Annotated in this window: 15 protein-coding genes; 10 read left to right on the forward strand and 5 right to left on the reverse strand. The window is 49.9% G+C overall.

The features are described from left to right. Positions 1 to 185 precede the first annotated feature (185 nt). The gene (locus GWC95_RS03445) at positions 186 to 1,631 is read left to right on the forward strand and encodes a glycine--tRNA ligase (RefSeq protein ID WP_161817265.1); all 1,446 of its coding nucleotides are present in this window, start codon (positions 186 to 188) and stop codon (positions 1,629 to 1,631) included. A gap of 83 nt (positions 1,632 to 1,714) precedes the next feature. Here the strand turns inward: GWC95_RS03445 and GWC95_RS03450 are convergent, their stop codons facing one another. Together GWC95_RS03450 and GWC95_RS03455 are read right to left on the reverse strand one after the other, a co-directional pair. Continuing rightward, entirely contained in the window at positions 1,715 to 2,443 is a 729-nt protein-coding gene (locus GWC95_RS03450) for a ferredoxin--NADP reductase (protein WP_161817266.1), read from the reverse strand. 137 nt (positions 2,444 to 2,580) lie between these two features. Further along, complete coding sequence (locus tag GWC95_RS03455; RefSeq protein ID WP_161817267.1) at positions 2,581 to 6,435, reverse strand: S8 family serine peptidase; 3,855 nt, start codon at positions 6,433 to 6,435, stop codon at positions 2,581 to 2,583. Between the two features lie 90 nt (positions 6,436 to 6,525). On the opposite strand from GWC95_RS03455, the gene GWC95_RS03460 reads away from it, so the two are divergent. Then, positions 6,526 to 6,990, forward strand: a complete 465-nt coding sequence (locus GWC95_RS03460; protein WP_161817268.1) for a carboxypeptidase regulatory-like domain-containing protein — start codon at positions 6,526 to 6,528, stop codon at positions 6,988 to 6,990. Between the two features lie 114 nt (positions 6,991 to 7,104). Next, a complete protein-coding gene (mfd, locus tag GWC95_RS03465) occupies positions 7,105 to 10,503 on the forward strand; it encodes a transcription-repair coupling factor (protein ID WP_161817269.1) in 3,399 nt (1,132 codons plus the stop codon). An 82-nt stretch (positions 10,504 to 10,585) separates the two neighbouring features. On the opposite strand, the gene GWC95_RS03470 is transcribed toward mfd, so the two are convergent. Together GWC95_RS03470 and gyrB are read right to left on the reverse strand one after the other, a co-directional pair. Further along, positions 10,586 to 10,792 carry a hypothetical protein gene (locus tag GWC95_RS03470; RefSeq protein ID WP_161817270.1) on the reverse strand — a complete coding sequence of 69 codons (207 nt, stop codon included), beginning with the start codon at positions 10,790 to 10,792 and terminating at the stop codon, positions 10,586 to 10,588. A gap of 401 nt (positions 10,793 to 11,193) precedes the next feature. Further along, the gene (gene gyrB, locus GWC95_RS03475) at positions 11,194 to 13,173 is read right to left on the reverse strand and encodes a DNA topoisomerase (ATP-hydrolyzing) subunit B (RefSeq protein WP_161817271.1); all 1,980 of its coding nucleotides are present in this window, start codon (positions 13,171 to 13,173) and stop codon (positions 11,194 to 11,196) included. Positions 13,174 to 13,712: 539 nt separating this feature from the next. Between gyrB and GWC95_RS03480 the strand changes: the two genes are divergently transcribed. The 6 genes from GWC95_RS03480 (at position 13,713) to GWC95_RS03505 (ending at position 23,328) form a co-directional block, all read left to right on the forward strand. Then, the gene (locus tag GWC95_RS03480; protein ID WP_161817272.1) at positions 13,713 to 14,636 is read left to right on the forward strand and encodes a helix-turn-helix domain-containing protein; all 924 of its coding nucleotides are present in this window, start codon (positions 13,713 to 13,715) and stop codon (positions 14,634 to 14,636) included. A 160-nt stretch (positions 14,637 to 14,796) separates the two neighbouring features. Next, positions 14,797 to 16,419: an amidohydrolase gene (locus GWC95_RS03485; protein ID WP_161817273.1), complete on the forward strand. Its 1,623-nt coding sequence runs from the start codon at positions 14,797 to 14,799 to the stop codon at positions 16,417 to 16,419. Between the two features lie 158 nt (positions 16,420 to 16,577). Then, entirely contained in the window at positions 16,578 to 19,337 is a 2,760-nt protein-coding gene (locus GWC95_RS03490; RefSeq protein ID WP_237722046.1) for a DUF1553 domain-containing protein, read from the forward strand. A gap of 2 nt (positions 19,338 to 19,339) precedes the next feature. Beyond that, positions 19,340 to 20,839, forward strand: a complete 1,500-nt coding sequence (locus tag GWC95_RS03495; protein WP_161817274.1) for a DUF1501 domain-containing protein — start codon at positions 19,340 to 19,342, stop codon at positions 20,837 to 20,839. A gap of 156 nt (positions 20,840 to 20,995) precedes the next feature. Then, on the forward strand, positions 20,996 to 21,928 hold the full coding sequence (locus GWC95_RS03500) for a sugar phosphate isomerase/epimerase family protein (RefSeq protein ID WP_161817275.1): 933 nt from the start codon (positions 20,996 to 20,998) through the stop codon (positions 21,926 to 21,928). Then, a complete protein-coding gene (locus GWC95_RS03505) occupies positions 21,928 to 23,328 on the forward strand; it encodes a c-type cytochrome domain-containing protein (protein WP_161817276.1) in 1,401 nt (466 codons plus the stop codon). Before GWC95_RS03500 ends, GWC95_RS03505 begins: the two co-directional genes overlap by 1 nt. Positions 23,329 to 23,419: 91 nt before the next feature. Here GWC95_RS03505 and fumC read toward each other — a convergent pair whose 3' ends face one another. Further along, entirely contained in the window at positions 23,420 to 24,820 is a 1,401-nt protein-coding gene (gene fumC, locus GWC95_RS03510; RefSeq protein ID WP_161817277.1) for a class II fumarate hydratase, read from the reverse strand. A 251-nt stretch (positions 24,821 to 25,071) separates the two neighbouring features. Between fumC and GWC95_RS03515 the strand changes: the two genes are divergently transcribed. Further along, positions 25,072 to 26,151 (forward strand): alkaline phosphatase family protein, encoded by a 1,080-nt coding sequence (locus tag GWC95_RS03515; protein WP_161817278.1) that lies wholly within the window; start codon positions 25,072 to 25,074, stop codon positions 26,149 to 26,151.

Here is a 26,151-nt window from a genome sequence, read left to right on the forward strand (position 1 = left end):
TTTTTTGGATGAATGCGCCGTTGGGCGCAAAAACAGCGACGAATGCAGGCCGCATAAGACAACAACTTGTCGTTTTTTTACATATGCTCTTAGGGGAGGAGGTCTCGGAGATGATATAAGGAGCGTGTTCCTGCCTGTTTTGTCGTGCTTGTACCTTGTTCCTTTCTTCATACTTTTGCCGCGTTATGAGCATACAGCAAGACAACCAGTTCCAGGCGATCATTTCGCATGCCAAAGAGTACGGCTTTGTTTTCCCGAGTAGTGAAATATATGATGGCCTCAGCGCCGTGTATGATTACGGCCCTTACGGAAGTGAGCTCAAAAAGAACATCCGCGACTACTGGTGGAAGAGCATGACACAGCTCCACGAAAACATCGTAGGCATCGACGCCGCCATTTTTATGCACCCGACCACATGGAAAGCGAGCGGGCACGTTGATAATTTCAGCGATCCCATGATCGACAACAAAGACAGTAAAAAAAGATACCGGGTAGACCACCTGATTGAAGCAAAAGCCGACCAGTTGAAAGAAAAAGGCGAGGAGAAGGAAGCAGAGGCGTTGCTCGCTTCTATGGACAGCCTCCTGGCCGCCGAAGATTTTGCGGGGTTGAAACAACTCATCATCGACCAGAAAATAAACTGCAGTGTAAGCGGTACCGGTAACTGGACAGACATCCGCCAGTTCAACCTCATGTTCTCAACGCAGCTGGGTTCTGTGGCAGAAGATGCGGATACGATCTACCTGCGCCCGGAAACGGCACAGGGCATTTTTGTGAACTTTCTCAACGTACAGAAAACGGCGCGTATGAAGATCCCGTTTGGCATTGCTCAAACGGGAAAAGCGTTCCGTAACGAGATCGTGGCAAGGCAATTCATCTTCCGCATGCGCGAGTTTGAACAGATGGAGATGCAGTTCTTTGTACGCCCCGGCACGGAAGGCGAATGGTATAAATACTGGAAAGAAGCACGTCTTAAATGGCACCTTGGTTTGGGGATCGATGCAAGCAAATACCGCTACCACGATCATGTAAAACTGGCACACTACGCAAAAGAAGCCTGCGATATCGAGTACGAGTTCCCGTTTGGATTCAAGGAAGTAGAAGGCATCCACTCCAGGAGCGATTTTGACCTGGCGCAGCACCAGCTATACAGCAAAAAGAAGATGCAGTATTTTGATACCGAGATCAACCAGAACTATGTTCCTTATGTGGTGGAAACATCGATCGGCCTCGACCGGATGTTCCTTTTGATCCTTTCCAATGCGTACGAAGAAGAAACGATCACCAAAGAAGACGGGTCAACCGACAGCCGCGTGGTATTGCATATTCCGCCAAAAATAGCCCCTGTGAAACTGGCCATCCTGCCTTTAACAAAGAAGGACGGATTACCCGAGATCGCGCGGGAGCTGGTGGATGAATGCAAACCGTATTTCAAGTGTTTCTACGAAGAGAAAGACGCGATCGGCAAACGCTACAGGAGGCAGGATGCCATCGGCACACCGTTCTGCGTAACCATCGATCACCAGACAAAAGAAGATCAGACGGTAACCGTGCGTTACAGGGACAGCATGGTACAGGAAAGAGTATTGATGAGTAAAGTAAAAGAATTGGTGATGGGAGAAATTCTCTGAGAATTCCCTCATCTCGAAAAATAAAATAAAGAGAGCCGGCAATACCGGCTCTCTTTGTATATACACAAGGGGGTAAAGAAAGTCTACCCGTACAGTTCAAGGTGAATGGCTTTCTTATCATATCCCATCTGCAGGATCCTGTACTTCGCCTCATCGATCATGTTTTTCCAGCCACAGAGGTAAAATTTAGCGGGTTTCTTGCCCATGTCGGTCAATGCTTCGTAAACCGGGTGAACATAACCTTTGTGCGCACCAGGCCCAACTTCTTCTTCCCTCGAATAACACGGGTGGAAGTAAAAACCGGGCTCGTCTTTTTCAAGTTGTTTCAGTTCGTCAACATACAAACCATCTCCAAACTTGCGGCATCCAAAGATCAGGTGCAGTGATTGGTGGGGAAGTTTGTGTTTGTGCAGGAACTGGACCATCGAACGGAACGGTGCAATACCAGTTCCGGTACAGATAAAATAAAGATCTTCTGTGATGGTTTCGGGCAGCACAAATTTGCCCTGCGGGCCGCGCAGCATAATTTCAGTGCCGATGGATACTTCATTGAAAAGATAATGTGTTCCCGCGCCGCCGTCGAGCAGTACGATCACCAGTTCAAAAACATTGGTGCCATCGGGAGCAGACGCAATGGAATAACTTCTCCATCTTTTGTTCTTCTGTTCGTGAATGGGAAGGTCGAGCGTTACAAATTGTCCGGGTTTGAAATCAAACACTTCCAGCTCCGGAACCTGTATCCAGAACCTGCGGGTGAGCGCTGTTATGTCCTCGGTTTTGATCACCTTACCGGTTCGCCAGGGTTCAAGCATAGTCAGTCTTTTTTTAAATATACTGATAAAAAGTTATTGCAGGTTCGTACGCGATATACATGGTACCGCTATTCGCGATAAAAAAAGGCTGTCTCAATTCGAGACAGCCTTTTTTACTTTATTTCACCCGTCCGTTATTACTTGTGAGTGGTAACGATCTTGTGAACATAATTTTTCTTGTTGTGATTGATCTTCAGCATATACACTTCTGAGGCCAATGCCGGAACACTGATATCGCGCGAGTACCTGCCCACGAAGTTCTTCTGCGTTTGGTTGAATACTTTTTGCCCGGCCGCATTTACGATCTCGATCGAAAGATCCGCTTTATCCGATACCACGAATGAAAGGTTGAATACCCCTGTATTAGGGTTAGGCGAAACTTTAAGATCGATTTCCCTTGCGGCTACAACAGGATCGATGGCAGTGATCACAAAGTTGACGGTATTGGATGTTTTCTGGCAGCCGGCGGGATCCGTATAAACCACTTTGTACGCGCCCTTTTGTGTTGGCGTAAACGGACTTGCCGTTGCACCCGAAACAGCCGTTGTACCCAGGTACCATTGGATGCCCGTTGTAATGGAGCTGGTCAGTTGGTTGCCTACCTGTGCCGCTACAGGTGTTGGCGGCGTGGTGGCCACAACAGCAACCCGGTCGCTCACACAATCGCCCGTATTCACTTTCAGATCGTAAAAGAAATAGTAGAACTGTGATTGTGAAACACCTGTTCCTGTGGCGCTGTTGCCTGTGAACTGCATGATCTTATCAATACCCATCGGGTAAGTATTGGCGCCTGTGATGCCCCCGTTCCTGAACAGCGAAGCACCCGTGCTGCTGATCGAATTCGGGATCGGTGTTCCATCAGGATATTGCAGCGTAACCTGGATGATGTGATCGCCCGTTACCGGCACCGGCAAACCTAAATGGAAAACTGCACCGGTATCGTCTACAGGGTTTTCGTTGGTTGTTGCGCTGGTCGGGTTCGGACCGGGGTTTGGTTTGGTTGCAAATGCATCCACTACGGTAGACGAAATCTCACTATACGAATAAGAGCCGTCTGCGTTTTCCGAAATAAGATTGGCAACCGTGAATTTTATTTTACCCGGGTTGCCCACATACAACCTCACCGATTCAAGCACTACCGGCACGGCATTGTTGAAGCGGACGAAGTTCCCGTTGAAGTGGTTGTATCCTCCATTGGTGTACGCCATTTTTGTGGCCGGCCCGATGCTCACCCGTGCTTCCGAAGCCACGTAGTAAGTGTTGTTGGCAGGAATGGTGGTAGTGCTCACATTGGTACCGAGCGCAATGGGTTGTGTGCTGGTAGGAGATGTATACCAGTAATAATGACCGGATCCCGGATTATTCACTTTCAGCAGCGCGTTCGTGGTACAGATACTGCCCGTTGCACTGATGGCCCCCGGTTTGGCGGCGGTAGTAATGCTGCTGACAAGCTGGTTGTTGCCACTGAACTGATCGGTAGGCTGGCTCACTGTTGCGGTAAACACATAACCCGTTCCCGCCACCAGTGTGATCGGCTTCTGGAAAGTGAAGTTGTGCGTGGAAAGCGCCGGTACAGGGCCCGGGTATGTTCCGGTTAAAGTGGTAGTTGCACCCGAAGATGTTGCAAAACTCAGCGATACCGGGATGTTGCTTTGCGATACGGTACCTGAATTACGCAACGCCACGGTTGCATAGATAGAATCTGTTCCGCAATCGAGACTCTGCGGTACCACGATCTCGGCGATGCTCATATCGTTGGAAGGACTCACAACGCGCACCGTGAAATCCATGGTTTCGCCTTTTCCATAATTGCCGCAAGGATTGATGTCGGCAAGGTTTGATGTTTCCTGTACAACGATGCGCATCAGTCCGATGCTGCCGATGGATACCGTAGAAGGTACCACGATGTTTCCCGTAAAGATCTGCGATGCTGAATTCAGGATGCCGCTGTTTTGGGCCAGTTCGGCAGGAAGATCAAACACGCCGTTGTTGTTGTAATCGATAAACACTTTAACGATGCGGCTGTTGGTTGTAGCATCTGCCGTATTAACGCGTACTGAGATGGGAACGGTTTGCCCGGGTTCGATGTTGGCGATGTAACCGGTATTGTCTGTATAGGTCTTTGCACCTGTCGAATTCTGTACCTGAACATTCCTGAAGCTCACACTGTCGATCCTCGCGCCGCCGCCACCTGAAGCAGATGTGCAGTAAACGCTTCCGCCTACACCGCTTACCAGCAATGAGAAAGCCTGCGGGCCTTTTACTAGTGTGCCTTTGTGCGTTACGGTGATCACGTATGTCTGACCCGGAACGGTTGAGTCGATGTCGATCCTTTCCACATTGTCGGTAATGTTATCGCCGCGTGTGGCAGGATTGGATGGATTGGCTACATCAAGCACCCAGGGCAAATACGTTCTTGCTCCTTTGGTGATCCTGATGTCAAGATCGTTCACAAGGTTTTTTGTTCGGTTGTTCAACGCCAGCGGATCGCTGGGTGTAGCTACCACGTTTCCTTTCACGTCTGTCCAGCAGATCGTTGCCTGTAATTTTCCTTTACCCGATGCCACAACGGTAACGGAAAAGCTTGCGCCCTGTGCAAGGGATGTTTCGTACAACCGGCTCGCACTGGTTGCGCCGTTGTTTGACGGAACAGCGGCGGTGAGCACGGCTGCTGCTTTCTCAACATTCAGCAATCCCCATCCGTACTGGTAATCCGGCCCATCGTACAAACCCGCTTCTTCTGCGGTATGGATGGCCAGGCCTTTCAAAGTTGCGGAGCGGAGAAAAGCGGTGGAGCTGTTCTTGAGTTTTGAATAATATTCCTGCAAAAGGAACAAAGAGCCCGTTGCATTCGGGGCCGCCATAGATGTTCCGCTGAAAAAGGAATAGGCTGTGTTTGATGTTGAAATGGATGACAGAACATTCACGCCATCGGCTACGATATCGGGTTTGATGCGGCCGTCGTCGGTTGGCCCCCATCCGCTGAAGCTTGTCATCACCACATCTTCTTTACGGCTGTACCCTGTTGGCAGCGGGTTTACCGCACCTACGGTAAGAATATTTTTTGCGCCTACATCGAGCGAGATAACATCATAGGCGTTGTTGCTGCTCAGGCTGGCCGGCCTGCCGGTTGCAGCCTTTGCCATGGTTCCGCTTGCATTGTAACGGAAATAATCCGCCCCTACTTCAGGACCGTTGCTTACGCGCACGTTGCCTGCGGATTTAACAACGAGATAGAACGGTGCATTGTAAGTGAGTTCATCGAGCGTAGCGCTTTCATCGCCATAATACCCGAATTTGTAATCTTCGTTATCACTGGCGCGGCCGCGGAACTCCCATCTTGCCTGTTCATCGTTGTAATACCAGCCCGCGATGCGTGAATAAGAGTGGTTGGACAGCAGCAGGCCGCTGGCTGCTTCTGCGTTCATCTCAGACTGGTCGTTGTCGAAATTATAAGCGATCATCCCCAGCAAACCGAACGCCATCCCTTTTGCCGCGGGGTTAACGCCCGAGGCGATCATGGTTCCGGTTACGTGTGTTGCGTGGTCGTCTACCGTTCCATTGTCTTTCTGTGTAACACGTCCCGCAAACTCTACGTGCGTGCCGAGTACATTGCCGCCGTCCCAGATCCCCAGTTTGTTCTTCATGTATGGCGTACCACCGGTGAGGTTGAGACCCGAAGCGCCGCCGGGCCACAATTGGGAAGTGCGCACGGTAGCGGCCGCTGTGGTATTGTTGTCTGTGATGTAGTATTTTGGAAAGCCGGCATCGTCAACCCCGATCAGCTGAACCACCCGCCCGGTTTTGGTAACGGTTCTCACCTGCCATCCTTTTTCCTTCGCCATGGAGAGCGCTTTGGCGAAATTGGCAAGATTGGTCAGTTTTAACCGCGAAGCATTCTCATTCAGCAAACGGGTGTTCGTAAAAGTCTGCGCAGAAACCACTGAAACCATCCCACAGATCCCGGCAAAGAACACAGCTAATTTTTTCATCATAACTTTTTGAAGTTTTCCTGCCTGGTTTTAGAAAATTTCAGGCGAACTATTCACTAAATTAGATACTTTCATCATTCAAAGTGATGTATGAAACAGATTCTTTTTTTTCTTTTGGCGGGTGGCCTGGCATTATCCGGCTGTTCGTCGTCAAAAAAGCTTAAACCATCGATGATTACGCAGGGAATCAGTGGAATAGTTACGGAGGCAACCGGCAACCAGATGCCCATGCAGGACGCTCCGCGCCCGGTTTCTAAGGGAATTTTAACAACTGTATACATTTTCGAACCCACCAACACCACCCAGGTAACGCAACAGGGTACCTCGCCCATATATACGAAGATCAGCACAAAAGAGGTTGCTTCGGTGCAGACAGACAGCAGCGGGTCGTTCAAAATAGCGCTTCCCGCAGGGTCCTATTCCGTTTTTGTTAAGTACGGGAACAACTATTTCGCCAATCTCTTCGACCAGAACAACAACATTGCCCTATTTACGGTTGAGGAAGGGAAACTAACGGAAGTGAAGCTGGTGGTAAACAAAGGAGCCAGTTACTAGCCGGAACGGGTTGCGGAACCCAATGTTGCATCGACGATTCCTCCAGGGTTCAGGGAAGCCGCTGCCTGAAACGCACGGGAAAACTCATTACCTTTGCAGTCTTAGACAGGACTGATGAATCTGAATGTGTTGCTGGAGCAGTACCAAAAATCACCCCACCTTTTTCAGCTGGCGGACAGGCTTTCTTTTGCCCAGGCGCAAAAAATCTTCCTCAAAAACTTACAGGGCAGCAGTTCGGAGTTCCTGGTGAGTTCGGTGTTTATGCACCCGGCCTGCCAGCAACTGAACCACCTGGTGGTGTTGAACGATGCGGAAGATGCCGCGTATTTTCACAACACGCTGGAGAACCTGACCAATGCGCTGGATCTTTTTTATTTCCCCTCTTCATTCAAAAACAGGAAGAATTTCAGGCTGCTCAACAGTTCGCATGTGATGCTGCGTACGGAGGCGCTGACCAAATTGTCTGTGGGCGGCAACCGCAAGATCATCGTTACCTATCCCGAAGCATTGTTTGAAAAAGTGGTGCTGCCGAAAACGCTCAGCAGCAACATCATCAGCATCAAGGCCAATGATACCATCAACCCCGACAGCCTGATGGATCTTTTTGTGATGTATGGATTTGAACGCACCGATTTTGTTTACGAACCCGGGCAGTTTGCATTGCGCGGCGGGATCCTCGATATCTATTCTTTCGGCAACGAAAAACCATACCGCGTAGAATTGTTTGGCAACGAAGTAGACAGCATCCGCATATTTGACCCGGAAACACAACTGAGTGAAAGGAAACTGATGCAGGTGAACATCATTCCCAATGTAGAAACACAGTTCGAAAGCGGGGAGAAGGTTTCGCTGCTTGAATTTCTTTCAGACAATACCATCGTATGGCTGAAGGATTGGGATGTGATCAAAGAAAAGATCGACCAGCAGGAAGAAGACCTGCAGGGGTTTGTGGCCCTGACCGGTGCGGGTAATAAAACGCAGGACGATGACGACGAGGACAATACAAAGATCCTCAAGGTTGTTGACAAAAACGATTTTGTAAGCAGCGCTGCCATTGAACAGCAATTGCAGCAGCGGCATATTGTGGAGTTTGGTTACAAACCGCACCACGCCAATTTTGAAATTGCATTTAAAACGCGTGTACAACCCTCGTTCAACCGCCAGTTCGACCTGCTGATCAGGGACCTGAAAGCCCATGAGGCCGCGGGTTTTGGCATCTTCATCTTTGCGGAGCAGGCACGGCAGCTAGAGCGGCTCAACAGCATTTTTACCGACCTGAACACAGAGATACAGTTCACGCCCATAGCCACCGGTATACACGAAGGGTTTATAGATGAAGAATTGAAAGTGGTGTGTTATACCGACCACCAGATCTTCCAGCGCTACCACAAATACAAAGTAAAACAGGCCTATAACAAGAACAAGGCGATCACTTTAAGAACGCTGCGCGACCTGCAGCCTGGTGATTATGTAACGCACATCGATCACGGGGTGGGCACCTACAGCGGGCTCCAGAAAATTGAAGCGAACGGGAAAGTGCAGGAGGCGGTGCGCATCATTTACAAAGACAGCGATATCCTGTATGTGAACATCAACTCGCTTCATAAGATCTCAAAATATACGGGTAAGGAAGGAACGGTGCCAAAGATCAACAAGCTCGGTTCAGATGTATGGAACAGGCTGAAGGAAAAAACAAAGACCAAGGTAAAAGAGATCGCTTTCGATCTTATCAAACTATACGCGCAAAGAAAGGCACAGCAAGGGTTTGCGCATTCGCCGAATAATTATATGCAGACCGAACTGGAAGCCTCTTTTATCTACGAGGATACGCCCGATCAAAGCAAGGCCACGGCAGATGTGAAGAAAGACATGGAAAGTGAGAGTCCGATGGACAGGCTCGTGTGCGGCGATGTGGGCTTTGGAAAAACAGAAGTGGCCGTTCGCGCCGCATTCAAAACATGCCTGGATGGGAAACAGGCGGCGGTGCTGGTTCCTACAACCATCCTTGCTTTTCAGCATTACAAAACGTTCCAGGAGCGGTTGAAAGATTTCCCGGTTACGGTTGACTACATCAACCGTTTTAAATCGGCGAAAGAAAAAAAGGAAACGCTGAAAAAACTGGAAGAAGGAAAGATAGACATCATCATAGGCACACATGGCATCCTCGGCAAAGAGGTGAAGTTCAAGAGCCTGGGATTGATGGTGATCGATGAGGAACAGAAATTCGGCGTGGGCCACAAGGAGAAGCTCAAAACGCTTAAAACAAACGTGGATTGCTTAACGCTTACCGCCACGCCTATTCCGCGTACGCTGCAGTTTAGTTTGATGGGCGCGCGCGATCTCAGTATCATCAACACACCGCCACCCAACAGGCAACCCATACAAACAGAAGTACGCGTGTTCAACGACGATTTTATCCGCGATGCGATCTACTATGAAACCGAAAGGGGCGGGCAGGTTTTCTTCATACACAACCGCGTACAGGGGCTCTCCGAAATGTGCGCGCTCATACAGGGGCTTTGCCCGGATCTGAGCATCGGTTTTGCCCACGGGCAACTGGAAGGGCACGAACTCGAAGAGCGTATTCTCGATTTTATCGATAAGAAATACGATGTACTGGTTTGTACCAATATCGTAGAGAGCGGGGTTGATATCCCGAATGTGAATACGATCATCGTAAACAACGCACATCATTTTGGTTTGAGCGATCTGCACCAGCTCCGCGGCAGGGTGGGGCGCAGCAATAAAAAAGCGTTCTGTTACCTGCTCGGCCCGCCCATGAGCACCATGCCAACCGATTCCCGCAAACGCCTGCAGACGCTGGAACAGTTCAGCGACCTGGGCAGCGGTTTCCAGATAGCGATGCGCGACCTCGACATCCGCGGGGCGGGCAACCTCCTGGGTGGGGAGCAAACGGGTTTTATGGCAGAGATCGGGTTTGAGATGTACCAGAAGATCCTTGAAGAAGCGATACGTGAGCTGAAACGAACATCGTTCAAGGATCTTTTCAAAGAAGAGATCAGCAGGCAGGATGATTTTGTGAGCGATTGTACGATAGATACCGATCTTGAAATACTGATACCCGACAGTTATGTTGAGAGCATTGCGGAACGTTTGTCGTTGTATACACGTCTCGACAACTGCGAAAAGGAAGAAGAGCTGCAGGCTTTTCACCAGGAGATGGCGGATCGCTTTGGCCCTGTACCGGCACCGGTGGAGGACCTGTTTACAACCGTCCGCTGCCGTTGGCTTGCGGTGGATCTTGGCTTCGAAAAAATGGCGCTGAAGGATGAAACGCTGCGCTGCTATTTCATCAACCGGCCTGATTCGCCCTATTTTGAATCGGACCTTTTCCGCAGGGTGCTCGCCTTTTTACAAACCGGCACCAATAAGGCGCGATTGAAGCAAACCGGGAAAATGTTCCTGCTGATCGTGGAAGATGTGAAGGATATGGAGGGCATGGAGCGGTTTCTGAGGCATATGCATACCAATGTGGTGGGCAAAGGCGCCTAAATGTTCCCGGGTTCATTCCTGTTTCCGCCAAATAAAACGGCCCTTCAGAGGAAGGGCCGGATCAAATGTCGTTTCGTATGGCTTAGAATCCTTTTTTCGCAACACCGTCGGCGATCGCCTGCAAAGCTTTTGCTTCACTGAGAATAGCCGCCATTTTATTGCCTTTTCCATCGTGGCCGCCGGCCATGTAACCGCCTTTGGCAGTTTTGGTGATTACCGCATCCTGCATCGGAACGTTCTTTTCCTTTGTTTTCAGGCAATATGCTTTGATCATTTTTGAAGTGTCCATGTTCTTTGAATTTAAAATAGTTAGTAAATAAACATTGGGTTAGTGACACAAATTACCAATTTTTCAGCAAAATGCGTGCTCGTCCATCGGTAATATAATCTAAAATCAAACTTTATTCCTCAAATACAGCCCGAACCCGGCGCTCATTCGGTGGTAAGCCCGGTCACCCGACAGGCCAACGGCCCGGCCGGCCGGTTTCAAAAGTATCTAGGCTGAACGGCGGTTTTATCCCGGAAGCAGCAATACCAGCCTGGCCAAAAACGAGCCTTTGTTGGTGGTATTGAAAACTTTGCGCAAAGGGCCCAATGCCTTCCTGAAGGAACCGCTGGTGGTTTGTGCTGGCAGCAGCCGCAAAAAAAAGCCGTAGCATTTGCCACGGCTCCGGTAAAAAATTAATTTGATCAGACATCGATCCTTGCATATTTCGCATGGCTCTCGATGAACTCGCGGCGTGGCGCCACATCATCGCCCATGAGCATGCTGAAGATCCGGTCGGCTTCGGCCGCGCTCTCGATCGTTACCTGTTTGAGCGTTCTACGCGCCGGGTCCATCGTGGTTTCCCATAATTGGTCGGCATTCATCTCTCCCAATCCTTTGTATCGTTGAATGGTTACGCTGTCGTCTTTACCGCCACCCAGTTTTTCGATCCAGCTTTTGCGCTGTTCTTCGTTGTAAGCGTATTCCTGCTCTTTTCCCTTTTTCACCAGGTACAATGGCGGCTGCGCGATGTATACATTGCCTTGTTCTACCAGTTCTTTCATGTAGCGAAAAACAAACGTCAATATCAGTGTGGCGATGTGCGAACCATCCACATCGGCATCCGTCATGATGATGAGTTTGTGGTAGCGCAGCTTTGTCACATTCAATGCTTTCGGATCTTCGGGCGTTCCTACGGTAACACCGAGCGCCGTGTACATGTTACGGATCTCTTCGTTCTCGTAGATCTTGTGTTCCATTGCTTTTTCCACGTTCAGGATCTTTCCGCGCAGTGGGAGAATGGCCTGGTAGCTCCTGTCGCGGCCCTGTTTTGCCGTTCCGCCCGCCGAGTCTCCTTCCACCAGGTACAATTCGCATTTTTGCGGATCGCGCTCACTGCAGTCGGCCAGTTTACCAGGCAAACCGCCACCGCTCAACACGGTTTTACGCTGAACCATATCGCGCGCTTTTTTAGCCGCAACCCTTGCCTGCGCCGCAAGGATGATCTTCGAGATCACGTTCTTCGCTTCGCGGGGATTCTCTTCGAGGTAAGATTCCAATGCACTTGCCACGGTACGCTGAACGATACCGCTTACTTCACTGTTACCCAGCTTGGTTTTGGTTTGTCCTTCGAACTGCGGCTCCGGTACTTTTACAGAAATGATGGCGCTCAATCCTTCCCTGAAATCATCGCCCTCGATCACCACTTTTGCCTTCTCAAAAAGCCCCTGCTTATCGCCATAGGTCTTGAACACACGCGTAAGCGCCTGCCTGAAACCCGTTACGTGGGTTCCGCCCTCGATGGTGTTGATGTTGTTTACGTAAGAGAAAATATGCTCTTTAAAATCGTCGTTGTAAGTGAGCGCCACTTCCACGGCTATGTTCGAAGCTTCGTCGTGCCCGTCTACATACAACGGCGCAGGGATAAGGGCGGTACGGTTGCCGTTCCTGTCCAGCATCTCCACAAATTCTACGATACCGCCTTCGCTGTAAAAGTTCTTTGTATACGCATTTCCTTCTTCGTCTTTCTCGCGAAGGTCTGTTAGGGTAATGTTGATGCGTTTGTTGAGGTAAGCCAGCTCACGCAGGCGGCCTTCGAGGATCTCCTTGCGGTAAACCGTTTCCTGGAAAATGGTGCCATCGGGCCAGAAATGAACAAGGGTTCCGGTTTTATCGCTTTCGCCGATCTCTCTCACCTGGTATTGCGGGATACCGGTTTTGTACTCCTGCTCAAATATTTTTCCATCGCGGTGAACGGTTGCATGCAGATGCGTACTGAGCGCATTTACGCAACTCACACCTACACCGTGCAAACCCCCGGAAACCTTGTACGTATCCTTGTCGAACTTTCCCCCCGCATGCAATACGGTCATAACGATCTCGAGCGCGCTTTTTTGCTCCTTGGTATTGATACCGGTAGGGATACCGCGCCCATCATCGAGTACACTAACGGAATTGTCTTCGTGGATGGTTACAACAATGTTCTTACAATATCCCGCAAGGGCCTCATCAATGGAGTTGTCAACCACCTCGTATACCAGGTGGTGCAGACCCTTAATGCCTATATCGCCAATATACATCGCGGGCCTTTTCCGAACCGCTTCCAAACCTTCCAATACCTGTATGCTGTCGGCCCCGTAATTCTTGTTCGACGCCTCGTTGGTTTCCTGTTTTTCTTCGCTCATAAAATGTAGGTCACGCTTGTATTTTAAGTGTTTTTTACAAGTCGACAAATGTAACGAAAATAAAGGGCTTTCTGAAAGAAAAACGGAAGCGATTTATGCACCGGAATACGGGAAATGGGGGTAACATTTTTGCACACGCCGGGCATAAAAAAAGAGGCGGGAATGGGCCGCCTCTTCGTGATCCACCGGTCCTGCACCGGCTGAAATTATTGCAGTATCGCTACATCCACCGAATACGTTCCGGCTTCAAAAAACCCGATCTCGAACATATGGTCCTCTACTCGGAAAGTGGCTTTGAACGGGTATTCAACGCCCGGGTGGGATAAGCGTTGTAACGGGCAACGGCATTAAAACAAGGTTTCTCATGTGTTTAGTAGTTAGACGTCTAAATAAAAAATTATACGCGTAAAAAACACCTATATAAGATGAATTATTTATATATGTCGGATGGATTTTTTCCGCTAAACGAAAGGATTTAACGGTTGCGTGACAATCCACTTGTTCTAAAATGGATGTTTATACATTAATTTTGTGCGGCAATGGTACAGGCGATGGACATATTGAAAGTATCGAACCGTGGCGGCATAGAGCCGTCTATGGACCTGTTGTATGAGAAGGCCCAGCAGATCCCGGGTTCTATCCAGTACAACATCAAGCGGTACTATGCGCAGCATCCATGGGTGGCGGAGGACACGGGTATGATGGTGTACCATTACAATACCCGCAAACCCGAAGAAAATTACCTCGAGCTCCGTTACTGCACCACCGGCAACCGTTATTGCGAGGAAAAAAGCTGTTCGCAATGCAACCAGCTTCCTACCAACAACTGCAGCGGCAAACAGCAAACGGTTGATGTGTTTACGTTCCATTTTACTTCCACCTTCCTGCACCAGTTTGTGCACAATGTAAAGCTGAGCAACAGGAAAGATGAGGTGCTGGCCTTTAAACACCCGCATGCCTTTACCAAGGTGTTCCCGCTTTGCACCAAGAAAAGAAATGTACTGGATGGCTTGCTCAACCACAGCTACTCTGGCGCACTGGAGAACATTTTCATGAACGCCAAAGTTCACGAGCTCCTGTTGTACAGCCTCGAATGTTTGGTGGATGATAAAGAAGAAGGCTTCAACTGCAAGTTCCTTGCGGATGAGACGGGGCGCGACAGGATCTACCAGGCGCGCGATATTTTATTGCAGCACATCGGCGATCCCATTACCATCAAGGAGCTGAGCCGTAAAGTGGCCATGAACGAGTGCTACCTCAAAAAAGGTTTCAAAGAGGTTTTTGGCACCACCATATTCGATTTTTACCAACAGCAAAGAATGGAACACGCAAAATACCTTTTGTACGAAAAAGGATTGAGTGTAACGGATGTTTCTGCATTGCTCGGTTATTCCTCCATCTCGCATTTCTCTGCGGCATTCAAGAAGCATACGGGTTTGAAACCGTGTGAGCTGCTGAAATAATCAATTCAGAAAACAAGGCACAGGTTCAACCGGCCGGTGAAATGCATTTTCATCGATGCCCAACTACGTCGTGTTGGCTCCCCCCTGAAAATTCTCCTGCGGGCCGAATGCTTGCCGCTTCTGTCTTTTCTGCTAACTTTATTCCACAACAAAACCTGCCATGAGAAAACTCCTTCCCCTTGCGTTGCTGTTTTTAATCGCCTCTTGTTCTTCCGGTAAAGTGGATACGATCGTTCACCACGCAGTGATTTATACCGTTGATTCTTCTTTTACCGTGGCAGAAGCCATGGCGGTGAAAGACGGTAAGATCGTTGCTGTTGGAAAGAACGACGACATACAGAAAAAATACACCGCCACAGAAAACATCGATGCGCAGGGTGCCGCGGTTTATCCCGGCTTTATTGATGCGCATGCGCATTTTGTCGGATACGGCAGCTCGCTTTTCCAGGTTGATCTTTTTGGAACGGCCACATGGGAAGAAGCCGTGGCGCGTGTGAAAGATTTTGCCGCGAAGCATCCCGATCTTCTCTGGATAGAGGGGCGGGGATGGGACCAGAACAAATGGCCCGGCAAAAACTATCCTACCAACGAAGCACTGAACACCGCTTTCCCCGATAAACCGGTTGTGTTGAAAAGGATCGACGGGCACGCCTCCATCGCCAACCAGAAAGCAATGGATCTTGCGGGCATCAGCGCCGGGCAAAGCGTTGTTGGCGGATCCATCGAAACAAAAAATGGAAAACTTACCGGGGTGCTGATCGATAATGCAGACGACAAAGTATATGCGCAGATCCCGGATCCTACCAAAGAAGTATACATCCAATGGCTGCAAGCCGCACAGAAAAACTGTTTCGAGCAAGGCCTCACCACCATTACCGATTGCGGTATCGGGTGGAAAGACGTGGATGCGATCGACAGGCTCCAGAAAAACGGCAAACTCGATATGCGCCTGTTTGTAATGCTGAGCGATAACGAAGAAAACCTCAACAGATATTTGAAAAGCGGCCCTTATAAAACAGACAAACTGTTTGTAAAAGGCATCAAAGTATATGCAGATGGTGCATTGGGCAGCCGTGGTGCATGTTTGCTTCATCCTTATAACGACAAGCCAGGCTGGAGCGGGTTCCTGCTGCGCAACAAATCGCATTACGATTCGCTCGCGCAGGTTTTGGCCAACAGCGATCTCCAGATGTGCACCCACGCCATCGGCGACAGCGCCAACCGTGAAATGCTCAATATCTACAACAAGTATTTAAAAGGCAAAAACGACAAACGCTGGCGCATCGAACACGCCCAGATCGTTAATGCAAACGATTTTAACCTGTTCGGATCGGCCAGCATCGTTCCTTCTGTACAGCCTACGCATGCTACCAGCGACATGTATTGGGCAGAAGAACGCCTGGGCAAAGAACGGCTGAATGGAGGCTATGCTTACAAACAGTTGCTGCAGCAAAATGGCTGGATCCCGCTTGGAACGGATTTCCCGGTAGAAGACATTTCTCCTTTCAAAACCTTTCTCGCAGCCGTTGCGCGTGTTGACGCGAAAGGGTTTCCCGCCGGTGGTTTTCAATTTGAAAACGCGCTCAGCAGGGAAGAAACGATCCGCGGCATGACCATCTGGGCGGCCAGGGCAGGGTTTCTTGAAAAAGAAGTGGGCAGCCTCGAAGCCGGCAAAAAAGCCGATTTCATTTTACTCGACAAAGACCTCATGAAAGTAGCCGTTGCCGATATTCTCAATACCAAAGTGAAAGCCACCTACCTGGGTGGAAAGAAAGTATTCTAACCCGGCCACTTTGCCGGAACCAAGCGGTATGGATTGAAAAGGATGACCCTATATTCAATCCGTACCTCTTTTCTTTTGCAGGAAAAGAATTTCATACTTCATACTTCTCTCACCTGACTTATGTGGGTTTTTGCTAACTTTAAAACAAACTCCCACGCATGCGCTTGCCCCTGTTCCCTAAAACAGCATGGATCGTTTCGGTCCTGGTATTGGGCGGCATTACCTTTTCCTGCATGCGCTCGGCAGACGAGGTTGATTTTAATACCGAGGTAAAACCCATCTTCAATAAAAAGTGTATTACTTGTCATGGCGGTGTGAAAAGACAAGGCGGTTTCAGCCTGCTCTTCCGTTCGGACGCCGTGGCGACCAATAAATCCGGGCTTCCTGCCATTGTTCCCGGTGATCCGTCGAACAGCGAAATGATCAGGCGGCTGACGCTGAAAGATCCGGAAGAACGGATGCCCTATAAGCATCCGCCGCTTACGGATGATGAAATAGCGACGTTGAAAAAATGGATCAAACAAGGCGCCAAATGGGGCGATCACTGGGCCTATGTTCCGGTTCAGAAAGTAGCGGTGCCTAAGGTTGACAATTGGTTTTTCGGAACAACCGGCGGTGGATCGTGGGTAAAGAACCCGATCGATCATTTTATTTACCAGCGCATGCGCGAAGAAAAACTAAAACCTTCCGCAGAAGCAGATAAGGCAACCTTGCTCAGGAGGGTCAGCCTCGATTTAACGGGCCTTCCTGCATCGACTTCACTTGCCGCTTTATTTCTGAAAGACACAAGAAAAGACGCGTACGAAAAACTGGTGGACACGCTGCTTTCTTCTCGGCATTATGGTGAACGTTGGGCCGCCATGTGGATGGATCTTGCGCGTTATGCAGACACAAAAGGGTATGAACGCGACGATTGGCGCTCCATCTGGCGCTACCGCGATTGGCTGATCAATGCATTCAATGAAAACAAACCTTACGACCGGTTTATTACGGAACAATTGGCCGGCGATCTTTTACCCGATCCCACGGATGCACAATACATCGCCACAGCCTTCCACCGCAACACAATGACAAACGATGAAGGCGGAACCGACAACGAAGAGTTCCGCACGGCAGCCGTGATAGATCGTGTGAATACCACCTGGGAAACAGTGATGGGAACAACCTTTGCCTGTGTGCAATGCCACAGTCACCCATACGATCCCTTCAGGCACGAAGAATATTACGAGTTCATGGCTTTTTTCAACAACACACGCGATGAGGATACGTATGATGAATATCCTTTGCTGCGCGAATTTCACAGGGAAGACAGCCTGAAGTTCCTGCAGTTCAAACAATGGCTCAGGCAGCATGCACCGGCGCAGGAAAAAGAACTGGTAAAGTTTGTGAAAACCGGCGAGCCCGCGATCAACTCGATTGCCGCAGACGAACTCACAAACAGCGCGCTCACTGATACAAAATGGCTGGTGCTGCGCAACAATGCTGTTGCAAGGTTGCCGGGTGTTGATCTTCAGCAGCGCACACAAATTTTATATCGCTACAAAGCGTGGAAGCCCGGTGGCAAATGGGTGATCCATCTCGATAACCCCAATGGCACCGTTCTGAACACGGTACAGGTGGAGGACTCGAAAGGTGCGTGGAAAATAACAACGATGAACATTCCGCGCATCAGCGGTGCGCATGATCTTTATTTTACGTATCAAAACAAAAACCTGCAAACGCCGGAAGAAACAGGAATGCAGTTCGATTGGTTCTACATCAGCGATCCTTTCCCGGGAAAAGGTTTGAAAGGATACGACAGCGCGTATAAATATTTCAACGACCTGCTTACGTCAAAACAGGTTACGCTTACACCGGTGATGGTTGAAAATACAACCTCGCTGTTCCGCCGAACAAAAATATTCGAAAGGGGCAACTGGTTAACAAAAGGAAAAGAAGTGAAGGCGGGTGTGCCACGATCGCTTGGTTCCCTGCCCGCCAATGCACCACACAACAGGATGGGACTGGCGATGTGGGTAACCGACAAAAAAAATCCGCTCACTGCGCGTACCATCGTAAACAGGATATGGGAGCAGTTCTTCGGACAGGGTATTGCCGAAACACTGGAAGACCTGGGCACGCAGGGCCTGCCGCCAACACACCAGGCATTGCTCGATTACCTCTCCTGGAAACTGGTGAACGAATACAAGTGGGACCTGAAAAAATTGATGAAAGAGATCGTGTTGTCGGCAACCTATCAGCAGGAATCAAAATTGAATGTGGATGCAAAAGAGAAAGATCCATTCAATAAATATTACGCCCGGGGGCCGCGTGTGCGTTTGTCTGCAGAGCAGGTGCGCGACCAGGCTTTGTCTGTAAGCGGGTTGCTGTGCGAAAAAATGTTTGGGCCGGGTGTTTATCCTTACCAGCCGGATGGAATATGGATGTCGCCCTGGAACGGTTCTACCTGGAAAAAAAGCGATAGTTGCGATCAATACCGGAGGGCCATGTATACTTACTGGAAACGTTCCGCGCCCTATCCATCCATGATCACTTTTGATGGCACATCGCGTGAAGTATGTACAGCGCGGCGGATCCGGACGAATACACCGTTGCAATCGCTCACCACGTTGAACGATTCGGCCTATATTGAAACGGCGCAATATTTCGCCTACCGCATGCAGGCCGGCGGCGGCGATGTGAAACAGCAGATCAGCAGGGGATATGAATTGGCGATGTACAAACCCATTGCACCCGAAAAACTGAAAGTATTTGAAAAACTCTATGCGAACGCTTTTGCAAAATTCAGCAGCGACAATGCAAAGATGAAACTGATGCTGGGCAACAACACCAAGCACAGGCAGGACCCCGCCACCGCGGCCCTGGCCGTTGTTGCGGGCGCCATGATGAACCTCGATGAATTCATCACAAAAAACTAAACATGAGCAGGAACAACGAACGCATATTTAACGAAGCGAGGAACAGGAACCTTGAACTTGAAACGAGAAGGCTGTTCCTGAAAAACTGTATGCTCGGAATGGGGGGCATGGCATTGGGTTCGTTTTTGAGTGGATGTAATTTCGGATCAACTGGAACGCCTGCAGATCTGTACAACAGCGCAAACCCCCTGATGCCGCATTCACCGCATTTTCCTGCCCGGGCGCGTTCTGTGATTTACCTGCACATGGCGGGAGCGCCCTCGCAACTGGAACTGTTCGATTTCAAACCTGACCTCGCAAAACTGGATGGGCAGGACTGCCCGCAATCATTGCTCGAGGGAAAAAAGTTCGCGTTCATCCGCGGTGTGCCCAAGATGATGGGGCCGCAGGCGAGCTTCAAACAATATGGCGAAAGCGGTGCATGGGTCTCTGAACACCTCCCGCATTTTGCAACAGTAGCCGATGAAGTCAGTTTTTTAAAAGCCATGCAGACAGACCAGTTCAACCACGGTCCTGCACAACTGCTGATACATACCGGCTCACCGCGCCTGGGCAGGCCGAGCATGGGGGCATGGGCAACGTATGGACTGGGCAGCGAGAACAGCAACCTGCCGGGATACGTTGTGCTCACCTCGGGCGGAAAATTCCCTGATGCGGGTAAGAGTGTGTGGGGAAGCGGTTTTCTTCCGTCTGTTTACCAGGGCGTGCAATGCAGGAGCGAGGGCGATCCTGTTTTGTTTATCAAAGACCCGGCGGGCATGGACCGCGACCTGCGCAAGGCATCCATCGATGCGATCAATGAGGCGAACAGGATGAGTTATGAAGAATTCAGGGACCCGGAAATATTGTCGCGCATCTCTCAATATGAAATGGCCTACCGCATGCAGATCTCCGTGCCCGATGTGATGAATATTAATGATGAACCCGCGTATATCCACGAAATGTATGGAACCAAACCGGGTAAAGCATGTTTCGCAAACAATGTATTGCTCGCACGTAAACTGGTAGAGAAAGGCGTCCGCTTTGTGCAATTGTTTGACTGGGGATGGGACAGCCACGGTACCGATGAAAACCTTGCCATTGATTATGGATTTGTGAACAAATGCAAGAGCATGGACAAACCTGTTACCGCGTTGTTACTCGACCTGAAACAAAGGGGACTGCTCGATGAAACGCTTGTGGTATGGGGCGGCGAGTTTGGCCGAACGCCTATGCAGGAAAACCGCGACGGCAAAAAGAATCCGTTCAAGGGCCGCGACCACCATACCGAGGCCTTTACGATCTGGATGGCCGGTGGCGGCATCAAACGCGGAACAAGTTTCGGTGAAACCGACGAGATCGGCTATGCAGCGGTGAGCGGGAAAACAAATGCGTTTGATGTGCAGGCAACCATTTTAAACCAACTCGGGTTTGATCATGAAAAACTAACCTATCAATTCCAGGGACGGCCGTTCAGGTTAACGGATGTGAGTGGAAGGGTGATCAACGAGATCGTTGCGTAACATCATCGCGCAGCGAAGTGATTGGTATTGCATAGAAGAAGAACGGATCGTGATGGCATTGTGTAAACAGCATCAATTCAGTAATCCAAACAACAGGACATCGTATACCGGGGGCGCACCGCTTCTTACTGCAAATACGATGTGCATACCAACATTATGAGTTTAGACCGAAGAAAATTTTTATCAACCGCAGGCACGCTGGCAGCGATAGCCGTAACCCCGCTCGAAGAGCTGTTTGCATCCAAGCCTGCATTCCAAGTGCCCGCAGTTTTTTCACTGAAGATCCTCGGAACCAACTGGGGTTTTCCCGGAACGATGGATGAATTCTGCGCAAAGGCAAAAAAAGCCGGGTACGATGGTGTGGAGCTGTGGTGGCCCATGAACACGGCTGCGCAGCAAAACATGCTCGATGCACTTCAGAAACACAATCTCGAAGTGGGCTTCCTGGCGGGTGGATCAGACAAGGATCCCTCCAAACATTTCGACCAGTTTAAAGCAATGCTGGATGGAGGCGCCTATCAAAAAACACAGAAGCCGCTTTATATCAATTGCCACTCGGGAAGGGATTTTTTTTCGATGGACGACAATGGAAAGTTCATCGATTATACAACGAAGGTTGCAAAAGAAACGGGCATAACCATCTGCCACGAAACACACCGCAGCCGCATCCTGTTTGCCGCGCATGTTGCCAGGCAATACATTAACAGGTACAGCGACCTGCGGTTGACCCTGGATATCTCGCACTGGTGCAACGTTCACGAATCGCTGTTGCACGACCAGGAAGAAACGGTTCAGCTGGCACTGTCGAGAACAGACCATGTGCATGCAAGGGTGGGCCATACAGAGGGCCCGCAGGTAAACGATCCGCGCGCGCCGGAGTGGGCAGATACTTTGAAAAGGCACCTGGAATGGTGGGATGCCGTTGTTCAGCTGAAAATAAAAAGCGGGGCAAACAAACTCACCATCCTAACCGAGTTTGGCCCGCCGCATTATCTGCCGGCATTACCATATACACAGCAGCCCGTTGCCGACCAATGGGCAATCAATGAATACATGATGCAGTTGCTGCGCAAAAGATATCTCCGCTGATGAATGCACTCACAGAATTTTCCGGGCGGTTGCACCCGGTGCTGGTTCACCTGCCCATTGGTTTTCTGCTGCTGGCATTATTGTTTCAATGGATAAGCCGGAGAGAAAAATACAGCAACCTTTCCCATGCCGTCGGGTTTACGTTTTTGCTGGGAACGGTCAGTGCAGTGCTTTCGTGCGTGTCGGGTTGGTTGCTGTCTTCAAACGGCGGCTACGAGGAATCCACTTTGAACCTGCACAAATGGTTTGGCATCAGCGTAGCGGTGCTTTCTGCCGCGGGTTACCTGTTTGCCGAAAGGCCTTATTCTTTGCTGAAGAATATTTTGTCTTTTGTTCTCTTGTTACTCATCCTCATCGCCGGGCATCTTGGCGGGAGCCTTACGCATGGCGAGGGATTTCTGACGAAGGGGATCATTGCAGCAAACGACAGCGTACCAACCGCCGAGAAATTCGTTGGTGATGTTGAGGAAGCCGTTTTGTATACCGATATCATAAAGCCGGTACTGGTAAACAAATGCGGCAACTGCCACGGCGCAACCAAACAGAAAGGCGGCCTCCGCCTCGATGAAAAAGAATGGATCGTAAAAGGCGGCAAAAACGGGAAAGTGATCGTGAACGGGAATGCTGCGGGTAGCGAGTTGTACAAACGTATCACCCTGGATCCGCTCGATGAAAAACACATGGCACCTAAAGGAAAACCGCAGCTTACCGAACAGGAGGTCTCGCTTATCCAGTGGTGGATAGACAGTGATGCAGGGTTCGACAAAAAAATAAAACAACTGCAGAAAACAGCCCCTGTGGCCACAGCATTGAAAGCGCTGCAATCGCCCGAAGGGCCGCAAAGCAAACCGCAGGTTCCTTTGGAGCCGGTAGACCAGGTTCCGCAACCGGTGCTGGATACCTTGCGCAATGCGGGCATCATCATCCTTCCCGTTTCCACCTCGAGCAATTACCTGCTTGCCAATTTTGTGAGCATTCCAAAACCCGACGACAGAACGGTTGCGCTGCTCAAGCTGGTGAGCAAGCAACTGGTATGGCTCAAACTCAGTTACGCAAACCTGGCGGATGCCTCCTGGAAAACCGTTGGAGAATGTAAGAACCTCACAAGGCTAAGCATTGAACACACAAACATAACGGATCAACAGCTTGCCTATTTAACGGGGCTCAAACAACTGCAATACCTCAACCTGGTAGGAACCAAGGTTACGCTGAACGGCGTGAGTCAGTTGCAGAAACTTTCGCAACTTGAAAATATATACCTCGGGCAAACACAAATAAAAGCAGGAGATTTTGCAACGATTAAAACATACTTTCCAAAAGCGCGGATCGATTCGGGCAATTATCGTGTGGCAAACATCGCCGCGGATACCATAATGTTACATCCTGCGCCGAAGAAATAAATCAGATAGTATTGAGGATCGCGCGATCTTTCCTCAAACAAAAAGAGAAGCCCCCGCGGACTTCTCTTTTTTTATTCGATGGGATGACAGGTTATTTGATCTCGCCAACCATGTTGCCGGGCACAACCCATTCGTCAAATTCCTCAGCGGTAAGGTAGCCCAGTTTAACCGCCATTTCTTTGAGCGTTGTTCCTTCCTTGTGTGCCGTTTGGGCGATCTCTGCCGCTTTGTAGTAGCCGATCTTTGTATTGAGCGCGGTAACAAGCATCAGGCTGTTGTCAACATGCTTTTTGATATTGGCTTCGATGGGAGCGAGGCCCGTTGCGCATTTGTCGTTGAAGCTAACACAACCATCGCCGATCAGCCTTGCGCTGTGCAGGAAGTTATAGATCATCACCGGTTTGAAAACATTCAACTCAAAATGGCCGGTGGCGCCGCCGATGTTTATTGCCACATCGTTGCCCATCACCTGCGCGGCGATCATGGTCAATGCTTCGCACTGCGTCGGGTTTACTTTACCAGGCATGATCGAAGAGCCCGGCTCGTTATCGGGGATAAACAGTTCGCCGATGCCGCTTCTTGGTCCGGAAGAAAGCATGCGTATGTCGTTCGCGATCTTCATCAGGCTCACCGCAACTGTTTTCAGTGCGCCGTGCGCTTCAACAATTGCATCGTGTGCAGCAAGCGCCTCGAATTTGTTTTCTGCTGTTACAAAAGGCAAACCGGTTAAGGCGGCAATGTGTTTGGCAACATTCACATCGTATCCTTTCGGTGTATTGATGCCTGTGCCCACGGCCGTTCCACCCAATGCAAGTTCGCTGAGGTGCGCAAGTGTATTGTTGATGGCTTTCATGCCATGATCGAGCTGTGATACGTAGCCGCTGATCTCCTGGCCGAGTGTAAGCGGCGTTGCATCCATAAAATGCGTGCGGCCGATCTTCACCACGTTCATGAACGCTTTGCTTTTCTGTGCGAGGGTATCGCGAAGGGTTTTGATGCCCGGCAAAGTAGTTTCCACCAGTATTTTATAGGCCGCAATATGCATTGCCGTAGGAAAAGTATCGTTGGAAGATTGTGATTTGTTCACGTCATCATTGGGGTGAAGGAATTTCTCTTTGTCGGTAAGCGCTCCCCCCTTGATCACATGGCCGCGGTAGGCCACCACTTCGTTCACATTCATGTTGCTCTGTGTGCCGCTGCCGGTTTGCCATACAACAAGCGGGAACTGGCCATCCAGCTTTCCTTCAAGGATCTCATCGCACACCTGGCCGATCAATGCGGCTTTTTCTTCAGGCAGAACACCCGCATCGCGGTTGGTGAGGGCGGCTGCTTTTTTCAGGTAGGCAAATGCGCTGATGATCTCTTTCGGCATCCGGTTGATATCCTGGGCGATCTTGAAATTCTCGATACTGCGCTGCGTTTGCGCGCCCCAGTAAACATCTGCGGGCACCTGCACCTCGCCCATGGTGTCTTTTTCTATTCTGTAGCTCATGTTGGTGGTTTTTTAGCGGGGCAAAGGTAGGTTTTAGCGCCGAGCTTGCGCCCTGGCTGCGGGCTTTTTTTAGCCGGCCGGTCCTGAAAACGCCCCACCGGCTTCATCACGGCAACACCGTTTCCGGCGGAGGTAATAAGTTGGTAAGGGTAAGCAGTTGTGTCTGCCCCTTTTCTTTTATATTTAAATAATACGGAAACCGGGTGAAGCGTAGGAATGATTGCTACCTTCATCGCCAACACGCAAAAAGTATGAGAAAATTATTTTTGATCGGGGCATTGCTTTGTTTTTATTCGGCGCAGGCGCAGAAAACGGAGAACATCATCATCATCACCACCGATGGCTTTCGCTGGCAGGAACTGTTTGGCGGAATGGACCCCGCCATCGCCAACAACAAATTGTTTTTCCAAAGCGACAGCGCGGGCATCTATAAAAAATATTGGGCAGAAGATGCAGATACCAGGCGAAAAAAACTGCTTCCTTTTTTCTGGAGCACGATTGCGGCTCAGGGACAGCTATATGGCAACCGCTGGGCCGGTAATTATGTGAATGTGTCGAACCCTTATAAATTTTCCTACCCGGGCTACAGCGAAATTTTATGCGGTTACGTAGATACGGCTGTTAATTCAAACGAATACAAACCCAACCCGAACACAAACCTGCTCGAATTTTTCAACAACCAGCCAAAGTACAAGGGAAAGGTTGCGGCGTATGGTGCATGGAATGCATTCGACAGGATACTGAACGAAGAACGAAGCGGGTTCCCGGTATACTCGGCGTATGACGAGGTGGGAGGCAAGAACCCCACGGTGAACGAGAAACTGATCAACGCCATGCTGCGCGATACGCACCGCGAGTGGGAGGGGGAGTGTATGGATGTGTTTACACACTATGCCGCGATGGAGGAGTTGAAAGTGCGCAAACCACGCGTGCTTTACATCAGCTACGGAGAAACCGATGAATGGGCGCATGGCGCCAAGTACAGCTTTTACTTAAATGCCGCGCACCAGTTTGATGCATGGTTGAAAGATATCTGGAGTTTTTTACAATCCGATCCGCAATACAAAAACAAAACAACGCTGCTCATTACAACCGATCATGGCCGTGGCGATGTGGAAAAGACAAAATGGACCTCGCACGGGAAAGCGATTGCTGATGCCGACCAGATCTGGTGCGCCATCATGGGCCCGAACACGCCGGCCTTGGGTGAAGTGAAAACAAAAACACAACTCTGGCAAAAACAATTTGCACAAACGGTGGCGAAGCTGATGGGACAAACCTTTACCGCCGAACACCCGGTGGGCGAGGAGATCGGCACCGCGATCAAATGA

It is taken from the genome of Sediminibacterium roseum (genome assembly GCF_009939005.1).
Classification (GTDB): Bacteria; Bacteroidota; Bacteroidia; order Chitinophagales; family Chitinophagaceae; genus Sediminibacterium; species Sediminibacterium roseum.